Here is a 26,953-nt window from a genome sequence, read left to right as displayed (position 1 = left end):
GCATCAATGAAAGCCAACTCCGAAGAACTGCGCACCTTCGTCACCGTCATCGACTGCGGCTCCATCACCGCCGCCGCCGACCAGCTCGGCCTCACCGCCTCGGGGGTCAGCCGTGGCCTGTCGAAGCTGGAGGAAAAGCTCGGCACCACGCTGGTCAACCGCACCACGCGGCGCATGCAGCTGACCGAGGAAGGCCGGTTCTTCCTCGACAGCGCGCGGCACATCCTCGAACAGATGGAAGCGCTGGAAGAACGCCTGGCGCTGCGCCGGCAGAAGCCCGTCGGCCGCCTGCGGATCAACGCCGCCTCGCCATTCATGCTGCACGCCGTGGTCCCCCATATCGACGCCTTCCGCCAGCTCTACCCGGACATCGCGCTGCAGCTCAACACCAACGACCTGAACATTGACCTGCTGGAGCAGAGCACCGACGTCGCCATCCGCATCGGCCACCTCGCCGACTCCACCCTGCATGCGCGGCCGCTGGGCAGCAGCAAGCTGAACCTGCTGGCCAGCCCGGACTACCTCGCCCGCCACGGCACGCCGGAAAACCTGGAACAACTGCGGCGGCATTCCCTGCTCGGCTTCACCCAGCCGGAAGCGCTGAACGTCTGGCCGCTCCGCCATGCCGGCGGCGACACCCTGGCGATCACCCCGACGCTCTCCGCCTCCAGCGGCGAGACCCTGCGCCAGCTGACCCTGGCCGGACAGGGCATCGCCTGCCTGGCGAGCTTCATGACCTGCGCCGACATCCGCGCCGGCCGCCTGGTCCGCGTGCTGCCGGAGCTGACCAGCGAACGCCGCCAGCCGATCCATGCTGTGTACTACCGCAACTCGCAGCTGGCGCTGCGCATCCAGTGCTTCCTCGATTTCATCCAGCAAAGGCTGGCGGAAACCCTGGACGCGCCCTATTCGTGATCCACACGCAAGGTTGATTTGCTCCAGAGCCGATTTTTCGCACGAATCCCCGAGGGAATAATTCGCTCATCCCACATCCACTGGAGCGAATTCCCATGCTGTTCACCCCCTATGCATTCGGCCGGATCGAAACCACCAACCGCATCGTGATGCCGCCGATGACCCGCTCGCGGGCCGGCGCCGGCGATGTCGCCACCGAGCTGATGGCCGAGTACTACGCCCAGCGCGCCAGCGCCGGGCTGATCATTTCCGAAGGCACCCAGATCAGCCGCCAGGGCCAGGGCTATGCCTGGACGCCGGGCATCCATAGCGCCGAACAGGTCGCCGGCTGGCGCAAGGTCACCGACGCCGTGCATGCCGCCAACGGGCGCATCTTCGCCCAGCTCTGGCATGTCGGCCGCGTGTCGCACACCTCGCTGCAGCCGGGCAATGCCGCGCCGGTATCGTCCTCGGCCAAGGTCGCGGAAGGCGTGAAGGTGTTCGTCGATATCGAGGGGCGCGGGCCGGAGAACGGCGTCGGCGAGATGGTCCAGCACTCGGCACCGCGCGTACTGAGCGTCGAGGAAATCCACGGCATCGTCCGCGACTACGCCCAGGCCGCGCGCAATGCGCTGGACGCCGGTTTCGACGGGGTCGAACTGCATGGCGCCAACGGCTACCTGATCAACCAGTTCATCGATTCCCAGGCCAACGACCGCACCGACCAGTACGGCGGCTCGCTGCCCAACCGCCTGCGCTTCCTCCGCGAAGTCGCCGAGGCGGTGACCGCGGTGGTCGGCAAAGACCGCATCGGCGTGCGCCTGGCGCCGCTCACCACCCTGCAGGGCGCGGTGGACGACACGCCCCAGGCGACCTACCTGGCCGCGGCCAGGCTGCTGGACGAGATCGGCGTGGCCTACATCCACATCGCCGAGGCCGACTGGGAAGACGCGCCGGTGATGCCGGCGGCGTTCAAGGAGGCGCTGCGCATCGTCTATGGCGGCACGCTGGTCTATTCCGGCGCCTACACCAAGGAGCGCGCGGAAGAGGCGCTGGCCAACGGCTGGGCCGACCTGATCGGCTTCGGCCGGCCCTTCATCGCCAACCCGGATTTGCCGTACCGGCTGGAGCATGGGGTCGAGCTGGCGCCGGGGGATCGCAGCCGGTATTTCGGCGGCGGTGCGCAGGGGTATACGGATTATCCGCGGGCGTGAGCATCGACTGATCGTTCCCACGCTCCCGCGTGGGAACGCGTCCGTTTCTTCGCGGGCATGGCCCGCTCCTACAGCAGACGGCGGACATCGGTGCCGGACTCTCGGCGCATTTTGTTCGCGAATCCCTTGTAGGAGCGGGCCATGCCCGCGACCGGGTCTCGCCCCGATGCGCTCCTGCAAAAAGGCCCGCCCTACGCCATGTCGCTGGTCCTGAATTCCTCCTCGAGGAAATCCAGCAGCGCCCGCACCGACGGCAGCAGCCCGCGCCGTGACGGGAATACCGCGTGCACCAGCCCGGTTCGCGGCGCCCAGTCCGGCAGGACGTTCACCAGCCGGCCCGCGTTCAGGTCCGCCTGCACCACCACGCTGGGCAGGTGCACCACCCCTACTCCGGCCAGCGCCGCCTGGCGCAGCGCCACCAGGTCGTCGGTGACCAGGCGCGGGTGATGGCGCACCGCCGCGCGGGCGTTGTCCGGGCCGTCGAGCTGCCACTGGTAGTCGCGCTGCACCGAGCCCCAGTGCAGGCTCGGCAGGCCGGCGACGTCGGCCGGGGTGACCCTTTCCGGCAGGCGCGCGCGCAGCTCCGGGGTAGCGGTGAGCATCTGCCGGCTGTTGCCCAGCGCCTTCATCACCAGGTCGCTGCTTTCCAGCGGCGGGAAGCGCACCCGCAGGGCGACGTCGATGCCTTCCTGGATCAGGTCGACCTGGCGGTTGGTGGCCTCCACATGCAGCTCCACCAGCGGGTTGGCGACCATGAAGCGCGCCAGCATCGGCCCGACCCAGAAGTGCAGCAGCGCCGTCGGGCAGCTCAGGCGCACGATGCCCTGCGGCTCCGAGCGGTGGCGGTCGATCACCTCCGCCGCGCCTTCCGCCTCCACCAGCATCGCCAGGCAGTGGCGGTAGTACTCCTGGCCGATCTCGGTGACCGAGAAGTGCCGGGTGGAGCGCTGGATCAGGCGCACGCCGAGGCGTTCCTCCAGCGCGGCGATGCGCCGGCTGAGCTTCGACTTGGGCATGTCCAGGGCGCGGCCGGCGGGGGCGAAGCCGCCGTGCTCGACCACCCGGGCGAAGAAGTACAGGTCGTTGAGGTCTTCCATCATCGTTCTCCAGATAGAACGCTGAGGGTATTTTATGCCATCTACCGGGCCAAGCGTTGCAAATCTAATCTGCTTTCCATGCACCGGGCGGTCGAAGTTTCGGTCCAGACCGAACCTCGCCGCCCCCCAAATGGAGGCACATCATGAAAAAGATTCTCGGCGTCTACAGCGCTCCCCGCTCCCACTGGGTCGGCGACGGCTTCCCGGTACGCACGCTGTTCTCCTACGACAACTTCGGCCAGCACATCAGCCCGTTCCTGCTGCTCGACCATGCCGGTCCGCATGACTTCGCGCCGAGCGCGCAGCGCCGTGGCGTCGGCCAGCATCCGCACCGCGGCTTCGAGACGGTGACCATCGTCTACAAGGGCGAACTGGAGCACCGCGACTCCACCGGCGCCGGCGGCCGCATCGGTCCCGGGGACGTGCAGTGGATGACCGCCGCCGCCGGCATCCTCCACGAGGAGTACCACTCCGATGCATTCAGCAGCAGCGGCGGCACCCTCGACATGGTGCAGCTGTGGGTCAACCTGCCGGCCCGCGACAAGATGGCCGAACCGGGCTACCAGACCATCCTCGACGCCAGCATTCCCAACCTGGCGCTGGCGGAGGACGCCGGCAGCCTGCGGGTGATCGCCGGCGACTACAAGGGTCACCGGGGCCCGGCGCGGACCTTCACGCCGATGGACGTGTGGGACATCCGCCTGGCAGCCGGCAAGTCCACCCGCATCAGCGTCGTCGAGGGCCGCCACACGGTGCTGGTGCTGCTGCGCGGCAGCCTGCTGGTGAACCACGAGGACGTGCTGCGCGAAGGCCAGGTGGTGCTGTTCGACCCCGACGGCAGCGACATCCAGCTGGAAGCCAACAACGACACCCTGGTGCTGCTGCTCAGCGGCGAACCGATCGACGAACCCATCGTCGGCTACGGTCCGTTCGTGATGAACAGCGACCAGGAAATCCACCAGGCGGTCGAGGATTTCCGCGCCGGTCGCTTCGGACGAATGGCCGGCTGAAGTCACAACCCGGACTCGGCCAGAGCCTAGTCTGGATGTTTACCCGCGCAGGGAAGCGCGGGCTCCTGGGATCAGGAAGCACCCACACCCATGAAGAGGACCTGTAAATGAGCAACTTCTCGCAAGTAGCGAACTTCAATGGCCAGCGCCCGGTAATCGATCCGAACGATACGGCCATGCTGCTGATCGACCATCAGAGCGGCCTGTTCCAGACGGTGAAGGACATGCCGATGACCGAGCTGCGCAACAACGCCATCACCCTGGCGAAGATCGCCACGCTGGCGAAGATCCCGGTCATCACCACGGCCTCCGTCCCGCAGGGTCCGAACGGCCCGCTGATCCCGGAAATCCACGAAGCCGCCCCGCACGCCCAGTACGTGGCGCGCAAGGGCGAGATCAACGCCTGGGACAACCCCGAGTTCGTCGCCGCGGTGGAGAAGACCGGCAAGAAGACCCTGATCATCGCCGGCACCATCACCAGCGTGTGCATGGCCTTCCCGAGCATCTCGGCGGTGAATGCCGGCTACAGGGTGTTCGCCGTGATCGACGCCTCCGGCACCTATTCGAAGATGGCCCAGGAAATCACCCTGGCCCGCGTGGTCCAGGCCGGCGTGGTGCCGATGGACACCGCCGCCGTCTGCTCCGAAATCCAGCAGACCTGGAACCGTCCGGACGCCCAGCAGTGGGCCGAAGCCTACAGCCTGATCTTCCCGCACTACCGCCTGCTGATCGAAAGCTACCTGAAGGCGCAGGAAGTAGTGACCAAGAACGAAACCCTCGATTCGCAACGCTGATCGACCTCACCAGAGAAAAAGGAAACTGTCATGTCCTTCCAATACAAGCGCCTCGACAAGAACGATGCAGCCGTACTGCTGGTCGACCACCAGACCGGCCTGCTCTCCCTGGTCCGCGATATCGAGCCGGACAAGTTCAAGAACAACGTGCTGGCCCTGGGCGACCTGGCCAAGTACTTCAACCTGCCGACCATCCTCACCACCAGCTTCGAGAACGGCCCCAACGGCCCGCTGGTGCCCGAGCTGAAGGAGCAGTTCCCGGACGCCCCGTACATCGCCCGCCCCGGCAACATCAACGCCTGGGACAACGAGGACTTCGTCAAGGCGGTCAAGGCCACCGGCAAGAAGCAGCTGATCATCGCCGGCGTGGTGACCGAGGTCTGCGTAGCCTTCCCGGCGCTCTCCGCCCTTGAAGAAGGCTTCGACGTGTTCGTCGTCACCGACGCTTCCGGCACCTTCAACCCGATCACCCGCGACGCCGCCTGGGACCGCATGTCCGCCGCCGGCGCGCAGCTGATGAGCTGGTTCGGCGTGGCCTGCGAACTGCACCGCGACTGGCGCAACGACATCGAGGGTCTGGGTACGCTGTTCTCCAACCACATCCCGGACTACCGCAACCTGATGACCAGCTTCAACCTGCTGTCCAAGTGACGGCAGTGGAGAGGGGATTGGTCCCCTCTCCCTTGCAGCCGAACCGGCCTGGCTTCGCGTCGATCGGAGCCGGGTCGCCAGCAGCCGCGTCGGCTAGGGTTATACCTGCGAGGCCGACGGCTCTGCACCGCAGCGAACGTTCCCTGCCGTTCCCGCCCGGACCGTTACCGGACCAGCCTCGACCATTCCCGCCCGTTGCAACCGCCGCCCCGCGGCCACGAACAAGGAGTTCCGCATGAGCGAATCGCCCGTCCACGCCCGCTACGAAGGCATTCCCTACCAGGTCACCTTCAGCGCCGAGACGCAGCGCTGGCTGGCCGACGAACCCGCCTCCCTCGGCGGCGCCGACAGCGGCCCGCCGCCGTTCCAGCTGCTGCTGTCGTCCCTCGGCGCCTGCACCTGCATCACCCTGGCGATGTACGCCAGGCGCAAGGGCTGGCCGCTGGAAGGCGTCGACGTGGAACTGCGCTACCTCGAACAGAGCCCGGGAAAGACCCGCATCGGCCGCGACATCCAGCTGCACGGCGGGCTGGACGGGGACCAGCGCCAGCGCCTGCTGGACATCGCCAACGCCTGCCCGGTGCACAAGCTGCTGAGCGGCGAGATCAGCATCGACAGCCGGCTCGACGCCTGACGCGCCCATACGGTCCGGCACGCCGGATGCCGGACCCTCGCCACGACAAGTGAAAAGAGAGACTCCATGCGTGACACCTTGCGCCTGCTTGGCGCCCTGCCGATGCTGCTCGGCCTGGAAGCCCGGGCCGACGCCGTGAGCCTGCCGCCGCTGCCGCTGGGCAACGCCAGCTTCATGGATGGCGTCGCCGGGCCGGGCATGCTCTTCGAGCTGCCCATCCAGCATTACCGCGCCAACGATGCCAGCGACGCCCGCGGTCACTCCGTACCGGGACGGCAGAAGGTCCGCAGCACCGCGGTGCTGCCGCATTTCGCCTATATCAGCGAGAACACCTTTCTCGGCGCCCACTACGGCGCGGAAGTACTGCTGCCGCTGGTGCACCTCGACCTGGACATCGACGGCGGCCCGGACGGCTCGCGCACCCGCCAGGGCGACCTGGTGGTCGCGCCGCTGCTGCTGCAATGGGCGCCGGTTTCCCTGTTCGGCCGGCCCTACTGGCAACGCCTGGACTTCGTCTTCAGCCTGCCCACCGGCGACTACGACGACGCTGCCTCGATCAACACCGGCAGCAACGTCTGGGTCTTCACGCCCTACTACGCCTTCACCTGGGAAGCTACCGACCGCGTCGAATTCAGCGCGCGGCTGATGTACTCCTGGATCAGCGAGAACGACGACCCGGCCAGCCGTCTCGGCGCCGACGACGTGCAGCCGGGCGAGGCCGTGCACGCCAACTTCTCGGTGTCCTATGCGCTGGACGACAACTGGCGGATCGGCCTGGCCGGCTACCAGCTGGAGCAGATCAGCGCCGACCGCATCGACGGCCGGCGCCAGCACGACTCGGAGGAGCGGGTGTTCGGCATCGGCCCCGGCGTGATGTACCGCAGCGGCAAGCAATCGCTGTTCGCCAACTTCTACGCCGAGAGCGGCGCGCGCAACCGCTCCGAGGGCGACCAGCTGGTCCTGCGCTACCTCGTGGCGTTCTGAGGCCCGACGATGCAGCCCTTCCTTCTCTACTTCCGCGCGCTCCTGCAGCCGAACCGCGACACCCTGCTGTTCGCCCTGCGCACCATCGCCGCCGGGGTGCTGACGCTGTACATCGCCTTCCTCCTGGACCTGGAGCAGCCGAAGTGGGCGACCATGACGGTGATCATCGTCAGTACGCCGCTGGCCGGCATGGCGCTGCAGAAGAGCTTCGCCCAGGTGGTCGGCACTGTGGTCGCCGGCGCCGTGGCGGTGGCCATCACCGCGCTGTTCGGCCAGGCGCCCATACCGTTCCTCGTCACCCTGGCGTTGTGGCTGGCACTGTGCACCGCCGGCGGCACGCTGCTGCGCTACACCTACTCGCAAGCCTTCGTGCTCAGCGGCTTCACCGCGGTGATCGTCGCCCTGCTCGGCCAGCCGGACCCGGAAGGCATCTATTTCCTCGCCATCATCCGGGTCACCGAGACCCTGCTCGGGGTGGCCTGCGTCACCGTCATCAGCCTGCTCAGCGCACGCCCGCAGGCGGTGGCGCACGGCTACTTCGCCAAGGTCGACCAGTTGCTGAAACTGATCGCCAGCCACGCCGCCGCGGCCATTCGCGGCGAGGAAGGGGAAGCCGACTTCCATCGCCGGCAGATGCAGCTGCTCGGCGAGATCGGCGCCCTCGAAGGCCTGCGCCGCACCCTCTATTTCGACGCGCAGCGCCTGCGGGTCGCCGACGGGCTGGTGCAGCTGCTCGGCAACCAGCTGGTGCTGATGACCTCGCGCCTGTCGATCCTGCGCCAGCAGCGCCGGCTGATCATGCAGCGCATGCAGATACCGCTGCCGGAATCGATCCGCCAGCTGCGCGACGAGGAGCTCGACTGTCTCGACGAACTGGCGCAACACGGCCGCGCCCTGCCCGCCCCGGCGCGGCGGCAGATCACCCGCCTCAGCCAGCGCTTCGACGCCGCCGCCCGGGAAGCCGAACAGCTCGCCGACGGCCTGCCGGCCTCGCTGCGTTCGCTGGCCTGGGCGCTGCGCTGGGAACAGGCGCGGCTGATGCAGCAGCTGGACGAGATGATCGAACTGGCCGAGGCCATCCGGGACGGCCGCCCGGCCAGCTGCTTCTACCGCCAGGGCCGCGAGCACGCGCTGTACCTGGACTACCGGCTGGCGGCGGCCAATGGCCTGCGCGCCTTCATCGCCCTGCTCAGCGCCGGGCTGATCTGGATCGAGACGGCCTGGGACGGCGCCCGCGCCGGGATGATCCTGGTCGGCATCCTCTGCTCGCTGATGGCGACCTTCCCGCGTCCGCTGGCGGCCAGCCAGAACTACCTGCGCGGCCTGCTGCTGGCGATGGGCGTGGCGGCGGTCTACCAGTTCCTCCTGCTGCCGACGGTGGGCGACTTCGAGATGCTCGCCCTGCTCGCCGCGCCGCTGTTCTACGCCATCGCCGTCGGCCTCGCCAGCCCGCAGACCGCCGGTATCGCCATGGGGCTGGGGCTGTCCACCATGCTGTTGGTCGGCCCACAGAACCAGGGCGCCTGGACCAACACCGCGAGCCAGTGGTTCGAATTCGCCGGCGCCTACCTGTTCGGCGCGATCCTCGCCCTGCTGGTGTATGCCTGGGTCTTCCCGTTCAACGCCCCGGCACGCCTGCGCCGGCTGTTCCGCGAGACCCGCGACGAACTGCCGGCCCTGTTGCGCGCGCCGCCCAGCGAGGCGACCCGCTTCGCCTTCCAGAGCCGCCAGGTCGACCGCCTGACCGGCATGCTCGGCCTGCTGCCCAGCGCCCCCGACCCGCGCTCCGCCGAGCGCTTCGAATGCAGCCTGGCCTGCTCCGCGCTCGGCGTGGCGCTGCATCACCTGCGCCACGAGAGCAAGGACCCGCACGGCCTCGCCGAACCCTGGCGGGAGAGCCTGCGGACGCTGCTGCGCGAGATCCATGACTGGTTCCAGCGCCCGGACGCGGCGAACCTGGATGCCCTGCTGGCGCGCATGCACGCCCTGGTCGGGCGACTCGACGCCCAGCACGAGACGCCCGAGGACGACAGCCCGCCGCGCGCGCTGTTCGTCAGCGCCACCGGCCTGCTGATCGCCGCCACCCTGCTCGACCGCTACCGCGACCTGTTCGCCGAAGACGCCGCCCGCCCGGCGGCACTGCCCGAGGAGAAACCGCTCGATGCCCGCTGATATCCAGTTCGGTGGCGTCTACCTGCCACCGATCGCCCAGGCGCTGATCCTCGCCCTGCCGATCTTCCTCGTCCTCGACTGGCTGCTGCGCCGCCTCGGCGTGCTGCACCGGGTCTGGCACGAGGCGCTGTTCGAAGGCGCGCTGTATGCCTGCATCTGCGCGAGCCTGGTATTGCTGATGGGAGCCACCGCCTGACATGAACGCCCTGCGCAAATTCCTCCCGCCCCTCGCCACCCTGGCCGTGGTGGCGCTCGCCATAGTCCTCGGCAGCTATGCCTGGGTCTACTACACCCGCGCCCCCTGGACCCGCGACGCGCGGGTGCGCGCCGACGTGGTGACGCTGTCGGCGGACGTCTCCGGGCGCATCGTCGAACTACGCGTGCACGACAACCAGCTGGTGAAGAAGGGCGACCTGCTGCTGGAAATCGACCCGGTTCGCTACGAGCTGGCCGCCCGCCACGCCCAACAGGCCGTGGAGGTGGCGAAGGCCGCCCTCGGCCAGTCGCAGGCGGCGATCGTCGCCAACCAGGCCACCCTGCGCCAGCGGCAGAGCGAGGAAGTCCGCCGCCGCGCGCTGAAGGCGCGCTCGGCCATCTCCAACGAGGAATGGGAGAAATCCAGCACCGACGTCGCCGTGGCCCAGGCCCAGCTGCTGCGAGAACAGGCCAATCTCGGCCTGGCCCAGGCCAACGTGCAGCTCGCCGAAGCCGCCTACGTCCAGGCGAAACTGGACCTGGAACGCACCCGCGTGTACTCGCCGGTGAACGGCTACGTGACCAACCTGCAGACCCGCGCCGGCGACTTCGCCAACACCGGCACGCCACTGCTGGCGCTGGTGGACAGCGACTCCTTCCATGTCAGCGGCTACTTCGAGGAAACCAAGCTGCCGCGCATCCACGAAGGCGACGCGGTACGCATCGAACTGATGAGCGGCGAACGCTTCGACGGCACGGTGGAGAGCATCGCCTTCGCCATCACCGACCGCGAGAACACCCCGGGCAGCCGCCTGCTGGCGAACATCAACCCGAGCTATACGTGGGTCAAGCTGGCCCAGCGGATTCCGGTAAGGATACGCATCGATCCGCAGTACGCAGGATTCGGGCGCTTGCGCGCGGGGTCGACGGCGACGGTGACGGTGGTGGAAAGCAACCGGCGCTGAACACGCTTTTCGTAGGAGCAACTGTCTTTTGGATTACTCGCGAACGCGGGGATCCAATAAATCGGCGACGTTGTATTCCGGGCGTGCGCCTACAGCCCTCCGCAGAACCGGACCCTGTAGGAGCGAGCTTGCTCGCGAACCGGTCCCGCTGTGGAGTTTGTTCGCGAGCAAGGGCTAGGCGCCCCCCTCGTTCCTACGAAAAGCACCGCGGCCCTGGACTACCTGTAGGAGCTCAGCCATGCCCGCGACATCGCGGTCGGTCGTGGGCATGGCCCACTCCTACAAAAAGCACTATCCGGCCACACCGGCGCTGAAGGAAAACCGGATCGCCAGCAAGCTGGCTCCTACAGGTCAAGGCAGAACCGAGGGCCACCGTAGGAGCGGGCCATGCCCGCGAAAAGACGTCGCACGCATGGCGTGCTCCTACACCCGCGATTTTCTATGCCATCTTCAATGAGCCGCCCCTCGCTGGAGATGCCCATGCTGCCCCTGCTCACCGGCCATCCGCTGATCGTCGCGCCCGCTCTGCTGCTGCTCGACCTGCTGCTCTGGTGGGCGATCCCGGCGCAGCAGGCGCATTGGCGGCTGCTTGCGCGGCTGGGCTGTTTCGTGGCGTTCACCCTGCTGCTGGTGGAATCCGGCCTGAACCCGCTGCGCAAGGCGCCCTGGGCCGACGACCTGCCCAGCCACTTCGGCGCGACGCTGGTGCAGATCGCCTGGTGGCTGTACGCCGCGCGCTGCCTGACGGTGGTGCTCGGCGCCCTGCTGCTGCGGCGGGTCGGCCACGCCGCGCGGCTGCTGCAGGACGTGATCGGCGCGCTGGTGTTCCTCGGCGCCATCATCGCCGCCGCCGGCTACGTGCTCGACCTGCCGGTGAAGGGCCTGCTGGCGACCTCCGGGGTGGTCGCCATCGTCGTCGGCCTCGCCCTGCAGAGCACCCTGAGCGACGTGTTCTCCGGCATCGTGCTGAACACCACCAAGCCCTATCAGCTGGGCGACTGGATTTCCATCGATGGCATCGACGGCAAGGTGGTGGAGATCGACTGGCGCTCCACCTACCTGCAGACCGGCCAGGGCAGCCTGGCGGTGGTGCCGAACTCGCTGGTGGCCAAGGCCAAGGTGCTCAACCTGAGCCGGCCGCCGAATCTCTACGGACTCAGCATCAGCGTGGAAGTCAGCCCGCTGGTGCGCCCGCGGCAGGTGGTCGAGGCGCTGGAACAGGCGCTCGGCGGCTGCCGCGCACTGCTCGCCAGCCCGGCTCCGGGGGTGAGCATCCGCAAGGCCGGCGGCAATGTGGTGGAGTACGAACTGAGCGGCTTCGTCGCCACCATGGGCGAGAAGCGCGAGGTGCGCAACCAGCTCTACGACCTGGTCTACCGCCACCTGCAGGCGGCCGGCATCGAGCTGCTCAACAACCAGGCGGCAACGCTGCAGAAGGCGGCCTCCAGTGCGCGGGCACTGCTGGACCGCTCGCGGCTGTTCGCTGCCCTCGCCGACGACGAGCGCGACACCCTCGCCACCCAGATGCGCCGCGAGCCGTTCAAGGCCGGCCAGGTGCTGCTGGGCATCGGCGCGGTCAGCGAGCACTTGCTGATCGTCGAATCCGGCGTGGTCAGCGTGACCATGCCCCATGCCGGCAGGACGGTGGAAGCCGGGCGCATGGGCCCCGGCGAGGTGATCGGCGAGGCCGGCGTGCTCACCCACAGCGCCTGGCAGGCACAGTTCACCGCGCTCAGCGATGGCGCGCTGTACCGCATCGACAAGCAGGCGCTGGACAGCTGCCTGGAGGCCCGCCAGGAAATCGGCGAAGCCATGACCCGCCTGCTCGACTACCGCATCCAGGCCAGCCAGGCGCTGCTGGAGGAGCAGCCGGCGATGGCGCAGAAACGCGGCCTGCTGGACTGGCTGCGCCGCCATGCGGTATTCCGTCGGCCGGCATGACCATCCATTCATCAGCGCAGGCTCCGCCATGACCGACACCCGCACCCTGTTCAGCCGCCAGTCCGCCGCCTACCGCGCCAACCGCCCGACCTACGACCCGGCCTTCTTCGCCTGGCTCGCCGGCGCCGCCCCGGGCACCGGCCTCGCCTGGGACTGCGGCTGCGGTTCCGGCCAGGCCAGCCTCGACCTGGCCCGGCATTTCCGCCAGGTGGTGGCGACCGACATCAACCCCGAACAACTGGCCCAGGCGCCCCGCGAGGCGAACATCGACTACCGCTGCGAACCGGCGGAAAGCACTTCGCTGGGCTCCGGCAGCGTCGACCTGACCCTGGTAGCGCAGGCGCTGCACTGGTTCGACGTCGAGCGCTTCCATGCCGAGGTGCGCCGCGTGTCGCGCCCCGGCGCGCTGCTGGCGGTGGTCTCGTACAACGTGCTGGAGATCGAGCCGGGTCTGGATGCGCTGGTCCGCCACCTCTACAGCGACGTGGTCGGCCCGTACTGGGCGGAGGAACGCCGCCACGTGGAAAACGGCTACCGCGACCTGCCCTTCCCCTTCGAACGCCTCGCCACGCCGCCCTTCGCGCTGCATACGGAATGGAACCTGCAGCGCCTGCTCGGCTATCTGCAGAGCTGGTCGGCGGTGGCGAGCTACCAGGCTGCGACGGGGATCGATCCGGTGGAGGCTATGCGGGCGGAATTCGAGCGGGCCTGGGGTGACGCGGAGGTTCGGGCGATGAGCTGGCCGTTGACCACCAGCCTGGGACGGGTGGAATGATCGACGGTTCCCTGTAGGAGCGCACCTGGGCGCGACCGCTCGCGGGCATGGCCCGCTCCTACAAAACCCACCGCCGCCGATCCCGGGCGTAGGGTGGAAATCGCGAAGCGATTTCCACCATTTCCGCGCGTAAATGGTGACGCCTGAGTTGCCGGTTCCCTCACCCCAGCCCTCTCCCAGAGGGAGAGGGAATCGTTCGGAGCTGCCGGCTGGCACGGCATACATTCCCACGCCATTGCGCCCCCTCTCCCTCCGGGAGAGGGCTGGGGTGAGGGGACAAGCCACGCCGTCGCTGGTCCGCCGGAGCGTGGAACCGATCACTGCTTCGCGATCTGCGCGCTATCCCACCCACCACCCAGCGCAGCGATCAGCTGTACGCTGGCCGTCAGCCGGTTGCCCAGCAGACTCAACACCGTCCGCTCGTTGTTCAGCGCGGTGGTCTGGGTGGTGACCACGCTGGTGTAGTCGACGGTTCCGGCCTTGTACTGGTTGCTGGTCAGGCGCAGTGCCTCGCGCGCCGCGTCGAGGGCTTCCTGCTGCACGGCGCTCTCCTGTTCCAGCACGTCGAGCTGGACCATGTAGTCCTCCACCTCGCGGAAGCCGTCGAGCACGGTCTGGCGGTAACTGGCGACGGTCTGGTCGTAGCTGGCCTCGGCCTGTTCCACCTGGGAGGCGATGAAGCCGCCGTCGAACAGGACCATGGCGAACTGCGGGCCGATGGACCAGAAGCGGTTCGGCGTGCTGATCCAGTTGTCCAGGCTGCCGCTGCGGTAGCCGCCGGTGGCGCTCAGGGTCAGGTCGGGGAACCAGGCGGTCTTGGCCACGCCGATCTGCGCGTTGGCGGCGATCACCCGGCGTTCGGCGGCGGCCACGTCGGGGCGGCGTTCCAGCAGTTGCGAGGGCAGCACGGTGGGCAGCGCCGGCAGTTGCGGCACGCCGTCCACCACCGGCAGGTCGAACTGCGCCGGCGGCAGGCCGACCAGCACGGCGATGGCGTGTTCCAGCTGGGCGCGCTGGTAGGCCAGGTCGATGGCCTGGGCCTCGGTGCTCTTCAGCTGGGTGCGCGCCTGGGCCACGTCGGCCTTGGTCACGATGCCCGCGTTGTACTGGTTGGTAGTGAGGGTCAGCGAGCGCTGGTAGGCCTGCACGGTGTCGTCGAGCAGGCGCTTCTGCTGGTCGAGCACGCGCAGCTGCAGGTAGTTCTGCGCCAGCTGCGACTGCAGGCTGAGGCGCGAGGCGGCGAGGTCGGCGGCGCTGGCGTCCATGCTCGCGGTGTCGGATTCCAGCTGGCGGCGCAGCTTGCCCCACAGGTCCAGCTCCCAGCTCACGCCGATGCTGGTGTCGTAGCTGGTGGAGATGCCGCCGCTGCTGCCGCTGCTCACCGTCGAGCCATCCGGCAGGCGCACGGTGCCGCCACTGCCGCCCTGCCCCGAGCGGGTCTTGCCGGCGTTGGCGCTGACGGAGGGGAAGAACGACGAGCGCGAGCCCTTGGTCAGCGCCACCGCCTGGCGGTAGGAAGCCTCCGACTGCGCCAGGGTCTGGTTGGCGGCGAGCAGTTTCCGCTGCAGGTCGTTCAGCGTGGCGTCGCCGTAGAGTTCCCACCAGGCTCCGCGCTTCAGCAGGTCCTGCGGCTGCGCCAGGCGCCAGCCCTCGGCCTCCTTGAAACTGGCCGGCACCTGCAGGTCCGGGCGCTGGTAGTCCGGGCCGATGGCGCAGCCACCGAGGCCGACGGCCAGTGCCAGGACGATCAGGGAATGCGGGCATTTCATAGGGGTGTCTCCAGGGCGCCGTCGGTGCGCACGCCGCGCCGGCGGTTGAACCAGTGGCGCAGGCGGTCGAGGTAGAGGTAGACCACCGGGGTGGTGTAGAGGGTGAGCAGCTGGCTGCCGATCAGCCCGCCGACGATGGTCATGCCCAGCGGGCGGCGCAGGCCGGCGTCGCCGCCGACGCCGAAGATCAGCGGCAGCGCGCCGAGGATGGCGGCCAGGGTGGTCATCATGATCGGCCGGAAGCGCTTCATGCAGGCTCCGAGGATCGCGTCGCGCGGGCTGAGGCCCTCGTTGCGTTCGGCGTCGAGGGCGAAGTCGATCATCATGATCGCGTTCTTCTTGACGATGCCGATCAGCAGGATCACCCCGATCAGCGCGATCAGCGACAGCTCGGTGCGGAACAGCAGCAGCGTGAGCAGTGCGCCGACGCCCGCCGAGGGCAGCGTCGAGAGGATGGTCAGCGGGTGGATGTAGCTCTCGTAGAGGATGCCGAGGACGATGTACACCGCCACCAGCGCCAGCACGATCAGCCAGGGCATGTCGCTCTGGGTCTGCTGCACGGCGCCGGCGTTGCCCTCGAAGCTGGCCTGCACGTCCCGCGGCAGGTTGATCGGCTCCAGCGCCGCCATCACCGCGTCGCGCGCCGGGCCGATCAGCGCGCCGGGGGCGAGGTTGAAGGAGAAGGTGGTCGCGGCGAACTGGCCGTCGTGGTTCACCGACAGCGGCGCGCGGCTCGGCTCGTAGTGGGTGAAGGCCGACAGCGGCACGCGCTGGCCGTCCTTGCCGATCACATGGACCTGGCGCAGAACCTCGGGCGACTGCTGGTACTGCTGGTCGACCTCCATCACCACGCGGTACTGGTTGAGCGGGTTGAAGATGGTGGAAATCTGCCGCTGGCCGAAGGAGTCGTTGAGCACGCCGTCCACCGCCGCGACGTCCACGCCGAGGGTGGCGGCGCGGTCGCGGTCGATCACCAGGCGCGTCTGCACGCCCTTGTCCTGGGCGTCGCTGTTGACGTCGGTGAGCTGCGGCACCTTCTCCAGCACCGCCTGCACCTTCGGCGCCCATTCGCGGAGCAGCGCCAGGTCGTCGCTGCGCAGGGTGAATTCGTACTGCGCGTTGCTCTGCCGGCCGCCGATGCGTACGTCCTGCCCCGCCACCAGGTAGAGGGTGGCGCCGGGAATCTCCGCCAGCTTCTTGCGCAGGCGCGCGGCCACGGCGTCGGCGGAATCGCGCTGGGTGATCGGCTTGAGGCTGACGAAGAACGAGCCGGTGTTGCTCGACATCCACCTGCCGCCGCCGACGAAGCCGACCACGTTCTCCACCGCCGGGTCCTCGCTGAGGATCTTGCGGAAGCGCGCCATCTTCTGTTCCAGGGCCTGGAAGGAAATGCTCTGGTCGGCCACCGCGAAGCCGCGCAGGCGCCCGGAATCCTGCTGCGGCAGGAAGCCCTTGGGCACCACGGAGAACAGGTACACGTTCAGCGCGATGCAGCCGAACATGATCACCAGCATCAGCCGCGAATGCTCCAGCGCCCAGCTCAGGCTGGCGCGGTAGCGCAGCATGAAGGCGACGAAGAAGCGGTTGCCGCGCCGCGCCAGGGAGGCCTTGGCCGGCCGCTCGATGGGCCGCAGCAGGCGTGCGCAGAGCATCGGCGTGAGGGTCAGGGAAACGATCAGCGAAACCATGACCGCCGCCGCCAGGGTCACCGCGAACTCGCGGAACAGCCGCCCGGTGATGCCGCCCATGAGCAGCAGCGGGATGAACACCGCCACCAGCGAGAGAGTCATCGACAGTACGGTGAAGCCCACCTCGCGGGCGCCGCGCAAGGCCGCGTGCAGCGGGCGGTCGCCTTCCTCGATGCGCCGGGCGATGTTCTCCACCACGACGATGGCGTCGTCGACCACGAAGCCGGTGGAGATGATCAGCGCCATCAGCGACAGGTTGTTCAGCGAGAAGCCGCACAGGTACATGATGGCGAAGGTGCCGATCAGCGACACCGGCACCGCCAGGCTGGGAATCAGCGTGGCGCGGCCGTTGCGCAGGAACAGCCAGACCACCAGGATCACCAGCGCCACCGAGATGAGCAGGGTCAGCTCGGCCTCTTCCAGCGAGGCGCGGATCGACGGGCTGCGGTCGTCCATCACGTTCAGCTTGACCTGCGGACCGAGCACGTCCTGCAGGATCGGCAGCTGCTCGTGGATGGCGTCGGTGGCCTCGATGATGTTCGCCCCGGGCTGGCGGCTGACGATCAGCAGCACCGCCGGCAGATCGTCGGAGAAGCCGGCGTTGCGCACGTCCTCCACCGAATCGCTGACCTTCGCCACGTCCTTCAGGCGCACCGCCGCGCCGGTGGCGGCGTTGTAGTGGACGATGATCGGCGCGTACTCGCTGGCCTTGCGCAGCTGGTCGTTGGCGTCCACCTGCCAGTGGCGTTCGTCCTTCTCCAGCGCGCCCTTGGGCCCGTCGGAGTTGGTGTTGGCCACCGCGTTGCGCACGCTTTCCAGGGACAGGCCGTAGTGGCTGAGCTGGTCCGGATTGAGGTCGATGCGCACCGCCGGCAGCGAGCTGCCGCCGATGCTCACCTGGCCCACGCCCTTCACCTGCGACAGGCGCGGCCCGACTATGGTCGACGCCAGGTCGTACATCTCACCGCGGGTGTAGGTATCCGAGGTGAGCGTGAGGATCATGATCGGCTGGTCCGACGGGTTCGCCTTGCGGTACGTCGGATTGTTCGGCATGCCGGTGGGCAGGAGGCTCGCCGCCGCGTTGATCGCCGCCTGCACCTCGCGGGCGGCGCCGTCGATGTTCTTCGACAGCTCGAACTGCACCACGATGGTGGTGTTGCCCAGCGAGCTGCTGGAGGTCATCTGGGTGATCCCGGAGATGCGCCCGAGCGAGCGCTCCAGCGGCGTCGCCACCGACGACGCCATGGTTTCCGGGCTGGCGCCGGGCATCGCCGCCTGCACCATGATGGTCGGGAAGTCGACGTTGGGCAGCGGCGCCACCGGCAGCAGGCCGAACGAGAGGATGCCGGCCAGCAGCATCGCCAGGGTCAGCAGCGTGGTCGCCACCGGCCGCAGGATGAACGGACGGGAGATGTTCATCAGCCCCGCTCCGCCTCGCCGCCTTCGTCATCGGCGTAGGGGTCCAGCCCGTGACGCCGGCGCCAGGCGTTCCAGCGCCGCGCCAGGCGGTCGAAGTACAGGTAGATCACCGGCGTGGTGAACAGCGTCAGCACCTGGCTGAGCAGCAGGCCGCCGACCATGGTGATGCCCAGCGGACGGCGCAGTTCGGCGCCGGCGCCGCTGGCGAGCATCAGCGGCAGCGCGCCGAGCAGCGCCGCCATGGTGGTCATCAGGATCGGCCGGAAGCGCAGCAGGCAGGCCTGGTAGATCGCCTCGTGGGGCGGCTTGCCTTCGTTGCGTTCGGCGTCGAGGGCGAAGTCGATCATCATGATCGCGTTCTTCTTGACGATACCGATCAGCAGGATGATCCCGATGATCGCCACGATGCCGATGTCCTGCCGCGCCAGCATCAGCGCCAGCAGCGCGCCGACGCCCGCCGAGGGCAGCGTGGAAAGAATGGTCACCGGGTGGATGAAGCTCTCGTAGAGGATGCCCAGCACGATGTACATGGTCACCACCGAGGCGAGGATCAGCAGCAGGGTGTTCGACAGCGACGACTCGAAGGCCAGCGCCGCGCCGCGGAAGCCGCTCTGCAGGCTGAGCGGCATCTGCAGCGCCGCCTCTTCCGCACGGATCGCTTCCACCGCCTCCCCCAGCGCCACGCCGTCGGCGAGGTTGAAGGACACGGTGGCGGCCGGGAACTGCGCGATGTGGTTGATCGCCAGCAGGGTGTCGCGTTCCTCCACTTTAGCCAGCGCCGACAGCCGTACCTGGGTGCCGTCGCTGGCCGGTACGTAGAGGTTCTCCAGCGACTGCGGGCCGAGCTGGAATTCCGGCGCCACTTCCAGCACCACGCGGTACTGGGTGGCCTGGGTGAAGATGGTCGAGATCAGCCGCTGGCCGAAGGCGTTGTACAGCACGCTGTCTATGTCCGACAGGCTGACGCCGAGGCGCGCGGCGGTGTCGCGGTCGATGTTGACGTAGGCCTGCAGGCCCTTGTCCTGCCAGTCGCTGGCGACGTCGGCGAGCTGCGGCAGCTGTTGCAGGCGCTCCACCAGCTTCGGCACCCATTCGGCGAGCACGTCCGGGTCGGCGTCCTGCAGGGTGAACTGGTACTGGGTGCGGGCGATGCGGTCCTCGATGGTCAGGTCCTGCACCGGCTGCAGGTACAGCTTGATCCCGGAAATCCTGTCCAGCTCCGGCTGCAGGCGGCGGATCACCTCGCTGGCGGTGTCGTCGCGTTCGTCGTGCGGCTTGAGGTTGATCAGCAGGCGGCCGGTGTTCAGCGTCGGGTTGCTGCCGTCGACGCCGATGAAGGAAGTCAGGCTCTCCACCGCCGGATCGGCCAGCAGCACCTTGGCCAGGTCCTGCTGGCGCGTAGCCATGGCCTGGAAGGAAATCGACTGCGGCGCCTCGGCGATGCCCTGGATCACCCCGGTGTCCTGCACCGGGAAGAAGCCCTTGGGCATGAAGGCATAGAGCACCGCGGTGAGCACCAGGGTGGCGATGGCCACCAGCAGGGTCAGCGGCTGGTGGCGCAGCACCACCTTCAGGGCGCCGGCGTAGCGCGCGATCATGCCGTCGATGACGCGGCCGGCGGCGCGGGCGAAGCGGCCCTGCTTGTCCTCGTCGACGTGGCGCAGCAGCTTGGCGGCGAGCATCGGCGTGAGGGTCAGGGAGACGAAGCCGGAAATCAGGATCGCCACCGCCAGGGTGATGGCGAACTCGCGGAACAGCCGCCCGGCCACGTCGCCCATGAACAGCAGCGGGATCAGCACGGCGATCAGCGAGAAGGTCAGCGAGATGATGGTGAAGCCGATCTGCTTCGAGCCCTTCAGCGCCGCCTGCAATGGCGACTCGCCCTGCTCCAGGTAGCGGGCGATGTTCTCCACCATGACGATGGCGTCGTCCACCACGAAGCCGGTGGCGATGGTCAGCGCCATCAGCGTCAGGTTGTTGATCGAGAAGCCGGACAGGTACATCACGCCGAAGGTGCCGATCAGCGACAGCGGCACGGCGAAGCTCGGGATCAGCGTCGCGGAGATGTTGCGCAGGAACAGGAAGGTCACCATCACCACCAGGGCGACGGCGAGCATCAGCTCGAACTGCACGTCCTTCACCGAGGCGCGGATGGTGGTGGTGCGGTCGGTGAGCACCTGCACGTCGAGGTTGCCCGGCAGGGTCGCCTGCAGCTGCGGCAGCATGGTCTTGATGCGGTCGACCACCTCGATCACGTTGGCGCCCGGCTGGCGCTGGATGTTCAGCACCACCGCCGGGGTGTTGTTGGCCCAGGCGGCGAGGCGCACGTTCTCGGCGTCGTCGTCGACGCTGGCGACATCGCGGATGCGCAGCGGCGAGCCGTTGACGTAGGCGACGATCAGCTCGCGGTAGGCGTCGGCGGAGCGCAGCTGGTCGTTGGCGTCGAGGGTCGAGGAACGGGTCGGGCCGTCGAAGCTGCCCTTCGGGCCGTTGAGGTTGTTGGCGTTCACCGTGCTGCGCAGGTCTTCCAGGCTCAGCCCGGCGGCCGCCAGCGCGGCGGGGTTGGCGCGGATGCGCACGGCGGGACGCTGGCCGCCGCTGATGCTGACCAGGCCGACGCCGGAAATCTGCGAGATCTTCTGCGCGAGGCGGGTGTCCACCAGGTCCTGGATCTGCGGCAGCGGCATGTCCGGCGACATCACCGCGAGGGTCAGGATCGGCGCGTCCGCCGGGTTCACCTTGCTGAACACCGGCTGGTTCGGCAGGTCGTTGGGCAGCAGGCTCTGCGCGCTGTTGATCGCCGCCTGCACTTCCTGCTCGGCGACGTCGAGGTCGCTGTCCAGGCTGAACTGCAGGGTGATCACCGAGGCGCCGCCGGAGCTGGTGGAGGACATCTCGTTGAGCCCGGGAATCTGCCCGAGCTGGTTCTCCAGCGGCGCGGTGACCGAGGAGGTCATGATCTCCGGACTGGCGCCGGGATAGAGGGTGACGACCTGGATGGTCGGGTAGTCCACTTCCGGCAGCGCGGAGATCGGCAGGAAGCGGTAGGCGATGATCCCGGACAGCAGGATCGCCACCATCAGCAGCGTGGTGGCGACCGGCCGCAGGATGAACGGACGGGACGGGTTCATTGCGCCTTACCGTCGTCGCCCTGGGTTTCGCCGGACGCCGCGCTGCTGGCGCCGAAGGGTTTCTGCCCGGCCTTCTCGCCCGCCTCGGCGGCCGCTTCGCGGGCCTGTTCCGGGCTGCCGGCGATGCGCATCGGCGAGCCGTCGCGCAGGCGGTCGGTGCCTTCCACCACCACCCGCTCGCCGGCCTTCAGGCCCTCGCTGACCACCACCCGCTCGCCTTCGCCGATGCCCAGGGTGACCAGCCGGCGCTGCGCCTTGTCGCCCTCGCCGACCACGTAGACGTAGGTGCCGTCGTTGCCGCGCTGCACGGCGTTGGCCGGGATGGTCAGCACGTTGTCCAGGGTTTCGGCAAGCAGGCGCACGTTGACGAACTGGTTGGGGAAGAGGCTCTGGTCGGCGTTGTCGAAGCCGGCCTTGAGCTTGACCGTGCCGGTGGCGGTGTCGATCTGGTTGTCCAGGGTCATCAGGGTGCCGGTGGCCAGGGTGCGGTTCTGGTTGCGGTCCAGCGCCTCGACCGGGAGCTTCCGGTCGTTGGCGAGCTGGCGGCCGATGGTGCCGAGCTGCTGCTGCGGCAGGCTGAACACCACGGAGATCGGCTTGACCTGGGTGATCACCACCAGCGGCGTGGTGTCGCCGGAGGTCACCAGGTTGCCGACGTCCACCTGGCGCAGGCCGAGGCGGCCGGAGATCGGCGCGCGGATCTGGGTGAATTCGAGGTTGAGCTTGGCGTCGTCCACCTGGCCCTGGTTGGTGCGCAGGGTGCCCTGGTACTGGCGGACCAGCGCTTCCTGGGTGTCCAGGGTCTGCCTGGCGATGGAGTCTTCCGCATACAGGCCCTTGTAGCGCGCAAGGTCGGTCTGGGCGTTCTTCAGCTGCGCCTGGTTCTGCTGCAGGGTGCCCTCGGCCTGGGCCAGCGCCGCCTGGTAGGGACGCGGGTCGACCACCGCGAGCAGGTCGCCGGCCTTCACTTCCTGGCCTTCCTGGAACAGCACCTTGACCAGCTGGCCGTTGACCCGCGCCCGCACGTTGACGGTGTTGTAGGCGGTGACGGTGCCCAGCGCGTGGTAGTGGACGGGCAGACTGCCCTGCTCCACCGGCGCCACGCTGACGGTGATCATCGCCCCGCCCGGCCCGCCGCCCATGCCCGGCCCCGGCCGGCCGCCGCGCGCCTGGCGCTCCGGCTGCGGCGTCGCGCTGAGCCACATGATCAGCAGCGCCACGCCGGCGAATACCGCCGCAGTGATCAGCCAGGGGCGCAGTGCGCGCAGTTTCGAGGGCGTTCCGTTGCTTGGGATCATGATGGTCATAGGAAAGGGGGGACGTATGGCAATAGGCAAGGATGAACGATAAGAGCTGAGCTGTCCCGGGCAAAGCCTCTTTACCCGCTATTTACCTTTGTTTTACCGGGGGTTACGTATCACGGAGAGGGCCTGCGCACGGCTTCGGCTGCGTTCGTTCGACCGGCACTTCGCAGACGGACCCTTGAGTCAGATTTTTGTATACAAAAACAGATTGAATAGAACACAGGCTCGCGCTATAAATTCCGCCCCACCGCGTCGCCTGCCCCCGTGACGAACGCCAAGCCGGAAAGCCCCCGGCGCAGCCGTTCGCCGGCGATGTCCACCAACGAATGACAAGAACAAGAATTCGAGGTGTTGTATGTCCGAGGTAACCGAGCGCCGCGCGAGCGGCTCGGCAGTCGATCAACGTCTGCCGCTGCTGCAACTGCTGCTGGTAGGTTTCCAGCACGTGCTGCTGATGTATGGCGGCGCCGTCGCAGTACCCCTGATCGTCGGCCAGGCCGCCGGTCTCTCCCGTGAGGAAATCGCCTTCCTGATCAACGCCGACCTGCTGGTCGCCGGCATCGCCACCCTGGTGCAGTCGCTCGGCATCGGCCCGGTCGGCATCCGCATGCCGGTGATGATGGGCGCCAGCTTCGCCGCCGTCGGCAGCATGGTGGCCATGGCCGGGATGCCCGGCGTCGGCCTGCCCGGCATCTTCGGCGCGACCATCGCCGCCGGCTTCTTCGGCATGCTCATCGCGCCCTTCATGAGCCGCATCGTGCGCTTCTTCCCGCCGCTGGTGACCGGCACGGTGATCACCTCCATCGGCATGAGCCTGTTCCCGGTGGCGATCAACTGGGCCGGCGGCGGCCACGGCGCCGCCACTTTCGGCGCGGTGGAATACCTCGCCCTGTCGTCCTTCGTGCTCGCCGTGATCCTGCTGATCAACCGCTTCCTGAAAGGCTTCTGGGTCAACGTCTCGGTGCTGATCGGCATGCTGCTCGGCTACCTGATCGGCGCCGGCATGGGCATGGTCGACCTGAGCGGCATGGACGAGCGCCCGATGTTCGACCTGGTCACCCCGCTGCACTTCGGCATGCCTGAATTCCACCTGGCGCCGGTGCTGTCGATGTGCCTGGTGGTGGTGATCATCTTCGTCGAATCCACCGGCATGTTCCTCGCCCTGGGCAAGCTCACCGACACCGAGATCTGCCCGAACCGCCTGCGCCGCGGCCTGCTCTGCGACGCCGGGGCATCCTTCCTGGCCGGTTTCCTCAACACCTTCACCCACTCGTCCTTCGCCCAGAACATCGGCCTGGTGCAGATGACCGGGGTGCGCAGCCGCTTCGTCACGGTGGCCGCCGCCGGCTTCCTGATCGCCCTCAGCATGCTGCCCAAGGTGGCCTTCGTGGTCGCCTCGATCCCGCCGGCGGTGCTCGGCGGCGCCGGCATCGCCATGTTCGGCATGGTCGCCTCCAGCGGCATCCGCATCCTCCAGGAAGCCGACATCAGCGACCGCCGCAACCAGTTGCTGGTAGCGGTGAGCATCGGCATGGGGATGATCCCGGTGGTGCGCCCGGACTTCTTCGCCGCCCTGCCCCACTGGCTGGAGCCGATCACCCACAGCGGCATCGCCATGACCGCCATCTGGGCGGTGGCGCTGAACCTGCTGTTCAACATCCTCGGCGAGCGCGGCCGGGATGCGTTGTGCGGGCATCATTGAGAAGGCCCCGTCAGGATGGCGGATAGCGCTGGCGCGTTATTCGCCCTAAGCACCCTGTCCCGCTTGACGCCGAACCTGTAGGAGCCAGGGGGACGCCTAGTTCTTGCTGGCGATCCAGGTTTCCCCTCAGCGCTGGCACGGCCGGATGGCACGGCCTTCGCCAGCAAGCTCGCTCCTACGAAGAGCGGCCACAGCGCGCAATGGTGGATGAAAAAAGCCTCATCCACCCTACGACAACCTACCCGCCATCGATCACTTCAATTCATCGTTCCCACGCCCCGCGTCGATGGTACCGGCGGTGCCCGCGCTACAGTCCCAGGTCGCTGAGGCCGGGGTGGTCGTCGGGGCGGCGGCCGAGCGGCCAGTGGTAGAGGCGCTGGTCCGCGCGGATCGGCAGGTCGTTGATGCTGGCATGACGCTGGAACATCAGGCCGTTCTCGTCGAAGGCCCAATTCTCGTTGCCGTAGGAGCGATACCAGTTCCCCGAGTCGTCGTGCCATTCGTAGGCGAAGCGCACGGCGATACGGTTGTCCGCGAACGCCCAGAGTTCCTTGATCAGGCGGTAGTCGAGCTCGCGCTGCCACTTGCGGGTCAGGAAGGCGATGATCTGCTCGCGCCCCTGCGGAAACTCGGCACGGTTGCGCCAGCGGCTGTCGACCGTATAGGCCAGCGCGACCTTTTCCGGATTGCGGCTGTTCCAGCCATCCTCTGCCAGGCGCACTTTCTGGATGGCGGTTTCCCGGGTGAACGGCGGGAACGGTGGACGGGGTTGATCGGTAGTCATGGCAAGCTCCTGATATGCCCAGCTCCAGATTCAACCTAGCTGCCCCGGCGGGCGCTGGCGGGCCACCCGTCGGGTCATGGCGAACGCCGGCGCCGCCTCAGCGCAGGCCGGCGACGATCTCCAGCGAGCGCAGGCGCAAGTCCTGGTCGTAGATGTCGCTGGTGAAGATCAGCTCGTCCGCCTTCGTCTGCTCCAGCAGGATTTCCAGCCGGCTGCGCACCTTCTCCAGGCCGCCTATCACCGCCAGGCCGAAGAAGTTGCCCACCGCTTCCTGCTCATGGGGCAGCCAGCGGCCGACCATGCTTTCCACGGGCGGACGCAGCCTGAGGTCCTGGCCACGGATCAGCGCCAGGGTGCGCTGGAAGGCGGTGGTGGCGAGGTATTCGGCCTCCTCGTCGCTGGGCGCGGCGATCAGCGGGACGCCGATCATGGCGTAGGGTTTGTCCAGCACCGCCGAGGGGCGGAAGTTCTGCCGGTAGATGCGCAGCGCGTCGTGCAGGTAGCGCGGCGCGAAGTGCGAGGCGAAGGCGTAGGGCAAACCCTTCTCCGCCGCCAGCCGGGCGCTGAACAGGCTGGAGCCGAGCAGCCAGATCGGCACGTTGGTGCCCTCCCCCGGCGAGGCGATGATGCTCTGCTGCGGGCGGCGCGGGCCGAGGAGCATTTCCAGTTCGGCGACCTGCTCCGGGAAGTCCTCGCCTTCGCCCAGCAGGCGGTCGCGGCGCAGCGCGCGCATGGTCGCCTGGTCGGCGCCGGGAGCGCGGCCGAGACCGAGGTCGATGCGGTTCGGATAGAGGGTGGCGAGGGTGCCGAAGTTTTCCGCCACCACCAGCGGCGGATGGTTCGGCAGCATGATGCCGCCGGAACCGACGCGGATGCGCCCGGTCTTGCCGGCGATGTGGCCGATCAGCAGCGCGGTGGCCGAACTGGCGATGCCTTCCATGTTGTGGTGCTCGGCCAGCCAGTAGCGGGTGAAGCCGAGACGCTCGACGTGGCGCGCGGTCTGCACGGCGTTGTCCAGCGCCTCGGCGGCGGTTCCGGTATCGCGCACCGGCACCAGGTCGAGCATGGAAAAGGCGGTTTCGGAAAGGGACTTCATTGAACACTCCACTCGGGGTCGCGCCCGGAGGCGGACATGACTTTGAGCGTGACTCTAGCGACGCCCTCCCCGGCTGACCATTTGTCGGGATCGATAGTGGTCATGCCGGGCAATGATGGAGCCGCGCCAGACCCTGTTCATGATCCCGCGAGCTAGAGCAGAACAAGGCGAAAATGGGCGAGGGAGCGGAGTTTACACAGAGTAAATGAGCATCCCGAGCCCATTTTCAACGCAGTTATGCCGACGCGCAGCTGATCATGGACAGGGTCTCAGGACATCGGCGGCAGGCGGCGCTTGACCGGGGTCTTCTTCACCACCGAAGTGTTGGTCTCGGCGTAGGCGTTGATGCGGTCGAGCAGCGTATCCAGCTGCTCCATGTCGCGCACGTGCAGGCGGGCGATGAAGCAGTCGTCGCCGGTGACCTTGTCGCACTCGGTGAATTCCGGGATCGCCTGGATCTGCCGCTCCACCTCGTGCAGCTTGCCCGGCAGCGGCCGCACGCGAACGATGGCCTGCAACTGGTAGCCGAAGGCGCGCGGGTCGACGGTCACCGTGTAGCCGGTGATCACCCCGCGCTCCTCCAGCTTGCGCAGGCGCTCGGCGACGCTGGGCGAGCTGAGCCCGCTGATCTGCGCCAGGGCCTTGAGCGAGCGGCGCGAGTCTTCCATCAGGGCGGCGATCAGCATCTGGTCGATTTCGTCGGTCATGGCAGCCTCGTCAGGCAATCCTCAAGT

The 26,953-nt window shown here is 68.1% G+C and carries 21 protein-coding genes; 13 read left to right on the top strand and 8 right to left on the bottom strand.

The features are described from left to right. Nucleotides 1-6 precede the first annotated feature (6 nt). The gene (locus tag BLR75_RS19065; protein ID WP_084312188.1) at nt 7-915 is read left to right on the top strand and encodes a LysR family transcriptional regulator; all 909 of its coding nucleotides are present in this window, start codon (nt 7-9) and stop codon (nt 913-915) included. A 95-nt stretch (nt 916-1,010) separates the two neighbouring features. Then, nucleotides 1,011-2,108 carry an alkene reductase gene (locus tag BLR75_RS19060; protein ID WP_084312186.1) on the top strand — a complete coding sequence of 366 codons (1,098 nt, stop codon included), beginning with the start codon at nt 1,011-1,013 and terminating at the stop codon, nt 2,106-2,108. A 191-nt stretch (nt 2,109-2,299) separates the two neighbouring features. Here the strand turns inward: BLR75_RS19060 and BLR75_RS19055 are convergent, their stop codons facing one another. Then, complete coding sequence (locus BLR75_RS19055; RefSeq protein WP_084312184.1) at nt 2,300-3,208, bottom strand: LysR family transcriptional regulator; 909 nt, start codon at nt 3,206-3,208, stop codon at nt 2,300-2,302. 140 nt (nt 3,209-3,348) lie between these two features. Between BLR75_RS19055 and BLR75_RS19050 the strand changes: the two genes are divergently transcribed. The 10 genes from BLR75_RS19050 to BLR75_RS19005 all read left to right on the top strand — a co-directional run bounded on the left by BLR75_RS19050 (nt 3,349) and on the right by BLR75_RS19005 (nt 13,326). Then, nucleotides 3,349-4,215, top strand: a complete 867-nt coding sequence (locus BLR75_RS19050) for a pirin family protein (RefSeq protein ID WP_084312183.1) — start codon at nt 3,349-3,351, stop codon at nt 4,213-4,215. Between the two features lie 107 nt (nt 4,216-4,322). Then, entirely contained in the window at nt 4,323-5,009 is a 687-nt protein-coding gene (locus tag BLR75_RS19045; RefSeq protein WP_084312182.1) for a hydrolase, read from the top strand. A gap of 30 nt (nt 5,010-5,039) precedes the next feature. Continuing rightward, complete coding sequence (gene ycaC / locus BLR75_RS19040) at nt 5,040-5,660, top strand: isochorismate family cysteine hydrolase YcaC (RefSeq protein ID WP_084312180.1); 621 nt, start codon at nt 5,040-5,042, stop codon at nt 5,658-5,660. Between the two features lie 235 nt (nt 5,661-5,895). After that, nucleotides 5,896-6,294: an OsmC family protein gene (locus BLR75_RS19035; protein WP_084312178.1), complete on the top strand. Its 399-nt coding sequence runs from the start codon at nt 5,896-5,898 to the stop codon at nt 6,292-6,294. A 66-nt stretch (nt 6,295-6,360) separates the two neighbouring features. Then, nucleotides 6,361-7,278, top strand: a complete 918-nt coding sequence (locus BLR75_RS19030) for a SphA family protein (RefSeq protein WP_084312176.1) — start codon at nt 6,361-6,363, stop codon at nt 7,276-7,278. Between the two features lie 9 nt (nt 7,279-7,287). Next, on the top strand, nt 7,288-9,450 hold the full coding sequence (locus tag BLR75_RS19025) for an FUSC family protein (RefSeq protein WP_084312174.1): 2,163 nt from the start codon (nt 7,288-7,290) through the stop codon (nt 9,448-9,450). Further along, nucleotides 9,440-9,646 (top strand): DUF1656 domain-containing protein, encoded by a 207-nt coding sequence (locus tag BLR75_RS19020; protein WP_084312172.1) that lies wholly within the window; start codon nt 9,440-9,442, stop codon nt 9,644-9,646. The genes BLR75_RS19025 and BLR75_RS19020 overlap by 11 nt, the downstream gene beginning before the upstream one ends. Before the next feature lies 1 nt (nt 9,647). Continuing rightward, nucleotides 9,648-10,610, top strand: a complete 963-nt coding sequence (locus BLR75_RS19015; protein ID WP_090416126.1) for an HlyD family secretion protein — start codon at nt 9,648-9,650, stop codon at nt 10,608-10,610. A 480-nt stretch (nt 10,611-11,090) separates the two neighbouring features. Beyond that, nucleotides 11,091-12,551 carry a mechanosensitive ion channel domain-containing protein gene (locus tag BLR75_RS19010; protein WP_084312170.1) on the top strand — a complete coding sequence of 487 codons (1,461 nt, stop codon included), beginning with the start codon at nt 11,091-11,093 and terminating at the stop codon, nt 12,549-12,551. A gap of 28 nt (nt 12,552-12,579) precedes the next feature. Continuing rightward, nucleotides 12,580-13,326 (top strand): class I SAM-dependent methyltransferase, encoded by a 747-nt coding sequence (locus BLR75_RS19005; protein WP_084312417.1) that lies wholly within the window; start codon nt 12,580-12,582, stop codon nt 13,324-13,326. Nucleotides 13,327-13,643: 317 nt separating this feature from the next. Here BLR75_RS19005 and BLR75_RS19000 read toward each other — a convergent pair whose 3' ends face one another. From BLR75_RS19000 to BLR75_RS18985, 4 genes are read right to left on the bottom strand one after another with little or no spacing between them, the layout of a single operon-like run. Beyond that, on the bottom strand, nt 13,644-15,095 hold the full coding sequence (locus BLR75_RS19000; protein ID WP_084312168.1) for an efflux transporter outer membrane subunit: 1,452 nt from the start codon (nt 15,093-15,095) through the stop codon (nt 13,644-13,646). After that, nucleotides 15,092-18,202, bottom strand: coding sequence for a multidrug efflux RND transporter permease subunit (locus BLR75_RS18995; RefSeq protein ID WP_084312166.1), 3,111 nt, complete (start codon nt 18,200-18,202; stop codon nt 15,092-15,094). Before BLR75_RS18995 ends, BLR75_RS19000 begins: the two co-directional genes overlap by 4 nt. Then, nucleotides 18,202-21,333 (bottom strand): MdtB/MuxB family multidrug efflux RND transporter permease subunit, encoded by a 3,132-nt coding sequence (locus BLR75_RS18990; protein WP_084312164.1) that lies wholly within the window; start codon nt 21,331-21,333, stop codon nt 18,202-18,204. The genes BLR75_RS18995 and BLR75_RS18990 overlap by 1 nt, the downstream gene beginning before the upstream one ends. Then, nucleotides 21,330-22,631, bottom strand: a complete 1,302-nt coding sequence (locus BLR75_RS18985; RefSeq protein ID WP_084312415.1) for an MdtA/MuxA family multidrug efflux RND transporter periplasmic adaptor subunit — start codon at nt 22,629-22,631, stop codon at nt 21,330-21,332. The genes BLR75_RS18990 and BLR75_RS18985 overlap by 4 nt, the downstream gene beginning before the upstream one ends. Before the next feature lie 361 nt (nt 22,632-22,992). Between BLR75_RS18985 and BLR75_RS18980 the strand changes: the two genes are divergently transcribed. Then, nucleotides 22,993-24,339, top strand: a complete 1,347-nt coding sequence (locus BLR75_RS18980) for a nucleobase:cation symporter-2 family protein (RefSeq protein WP_084312162.1) — start codon at nt 22,993-22,995, stop codon at nt 24,337-24,339. 307 nt (nt 24,340-24,646) lie between these two features. Here BLR75_RS18980 and BLR75_RS18975 read toward each other — a convergent pair whose 3' ends face one another. From BLR75_RS18975 to BLR75_RS18965, 3 genes are all read right to left on the bottom strand, one after another. Next, nucleotides 24,647-25,123: a nuclear transport factor 2 family protein gene (locus BLR75_RS18975; RefSeq protein ID WP_084312160.1), complete on the bottom strand. Its 477-nt coding sequence runs from the start codon at nt 25,121-25,123 to the stop codon at nt 24,647-24,649. Nucleotides 25,124-25,220: 97 nt separating this feature from the next. Beyond that, a complete protein-coding gene (locus tag BLR75_RS18970) occupies nt 25,221-26,219 on the bottom strand; it encodes an LLM class flavin-dependent oxidoreductase (RefSeq protein WP_084312158.1) in 999 nt (332 codons plus the stop codon). A gap of 269 nt (nt 26,220-26,488) precedes the next feature. After that, nucleotides 26,489-26,926: an Lrp/AsnC family transcriptional regulator gene (locus BLR75_RS18965; RefSeq protein ID WP_084312156.1), complete on the bottom strand. Its 438-nt coding sequence runs from the start codon at nt 26,924-26,926 to the stop codon at nt 26,489-26,491. Nucleotides 26,927-26,953 lie beyond the last annotated feature (27 nt).

It is taken from the genome of Pseudomonas jinjuensis, from assembly GCF_900103845.1.
Taxonomy (GTDB): domain Bacteria; phylum Pseudomonadota; class Gammaproteobacteria; order Pseudomonadales; family Pseudomonadaceae; genus Pseudomonas; species Pseudomonas jinjuensis.
The sequence above is the reverse complement of the archived record's forward strand: the minus strand, read 5'-3'. Positions and strand labels throughout refer to the sequence as shown.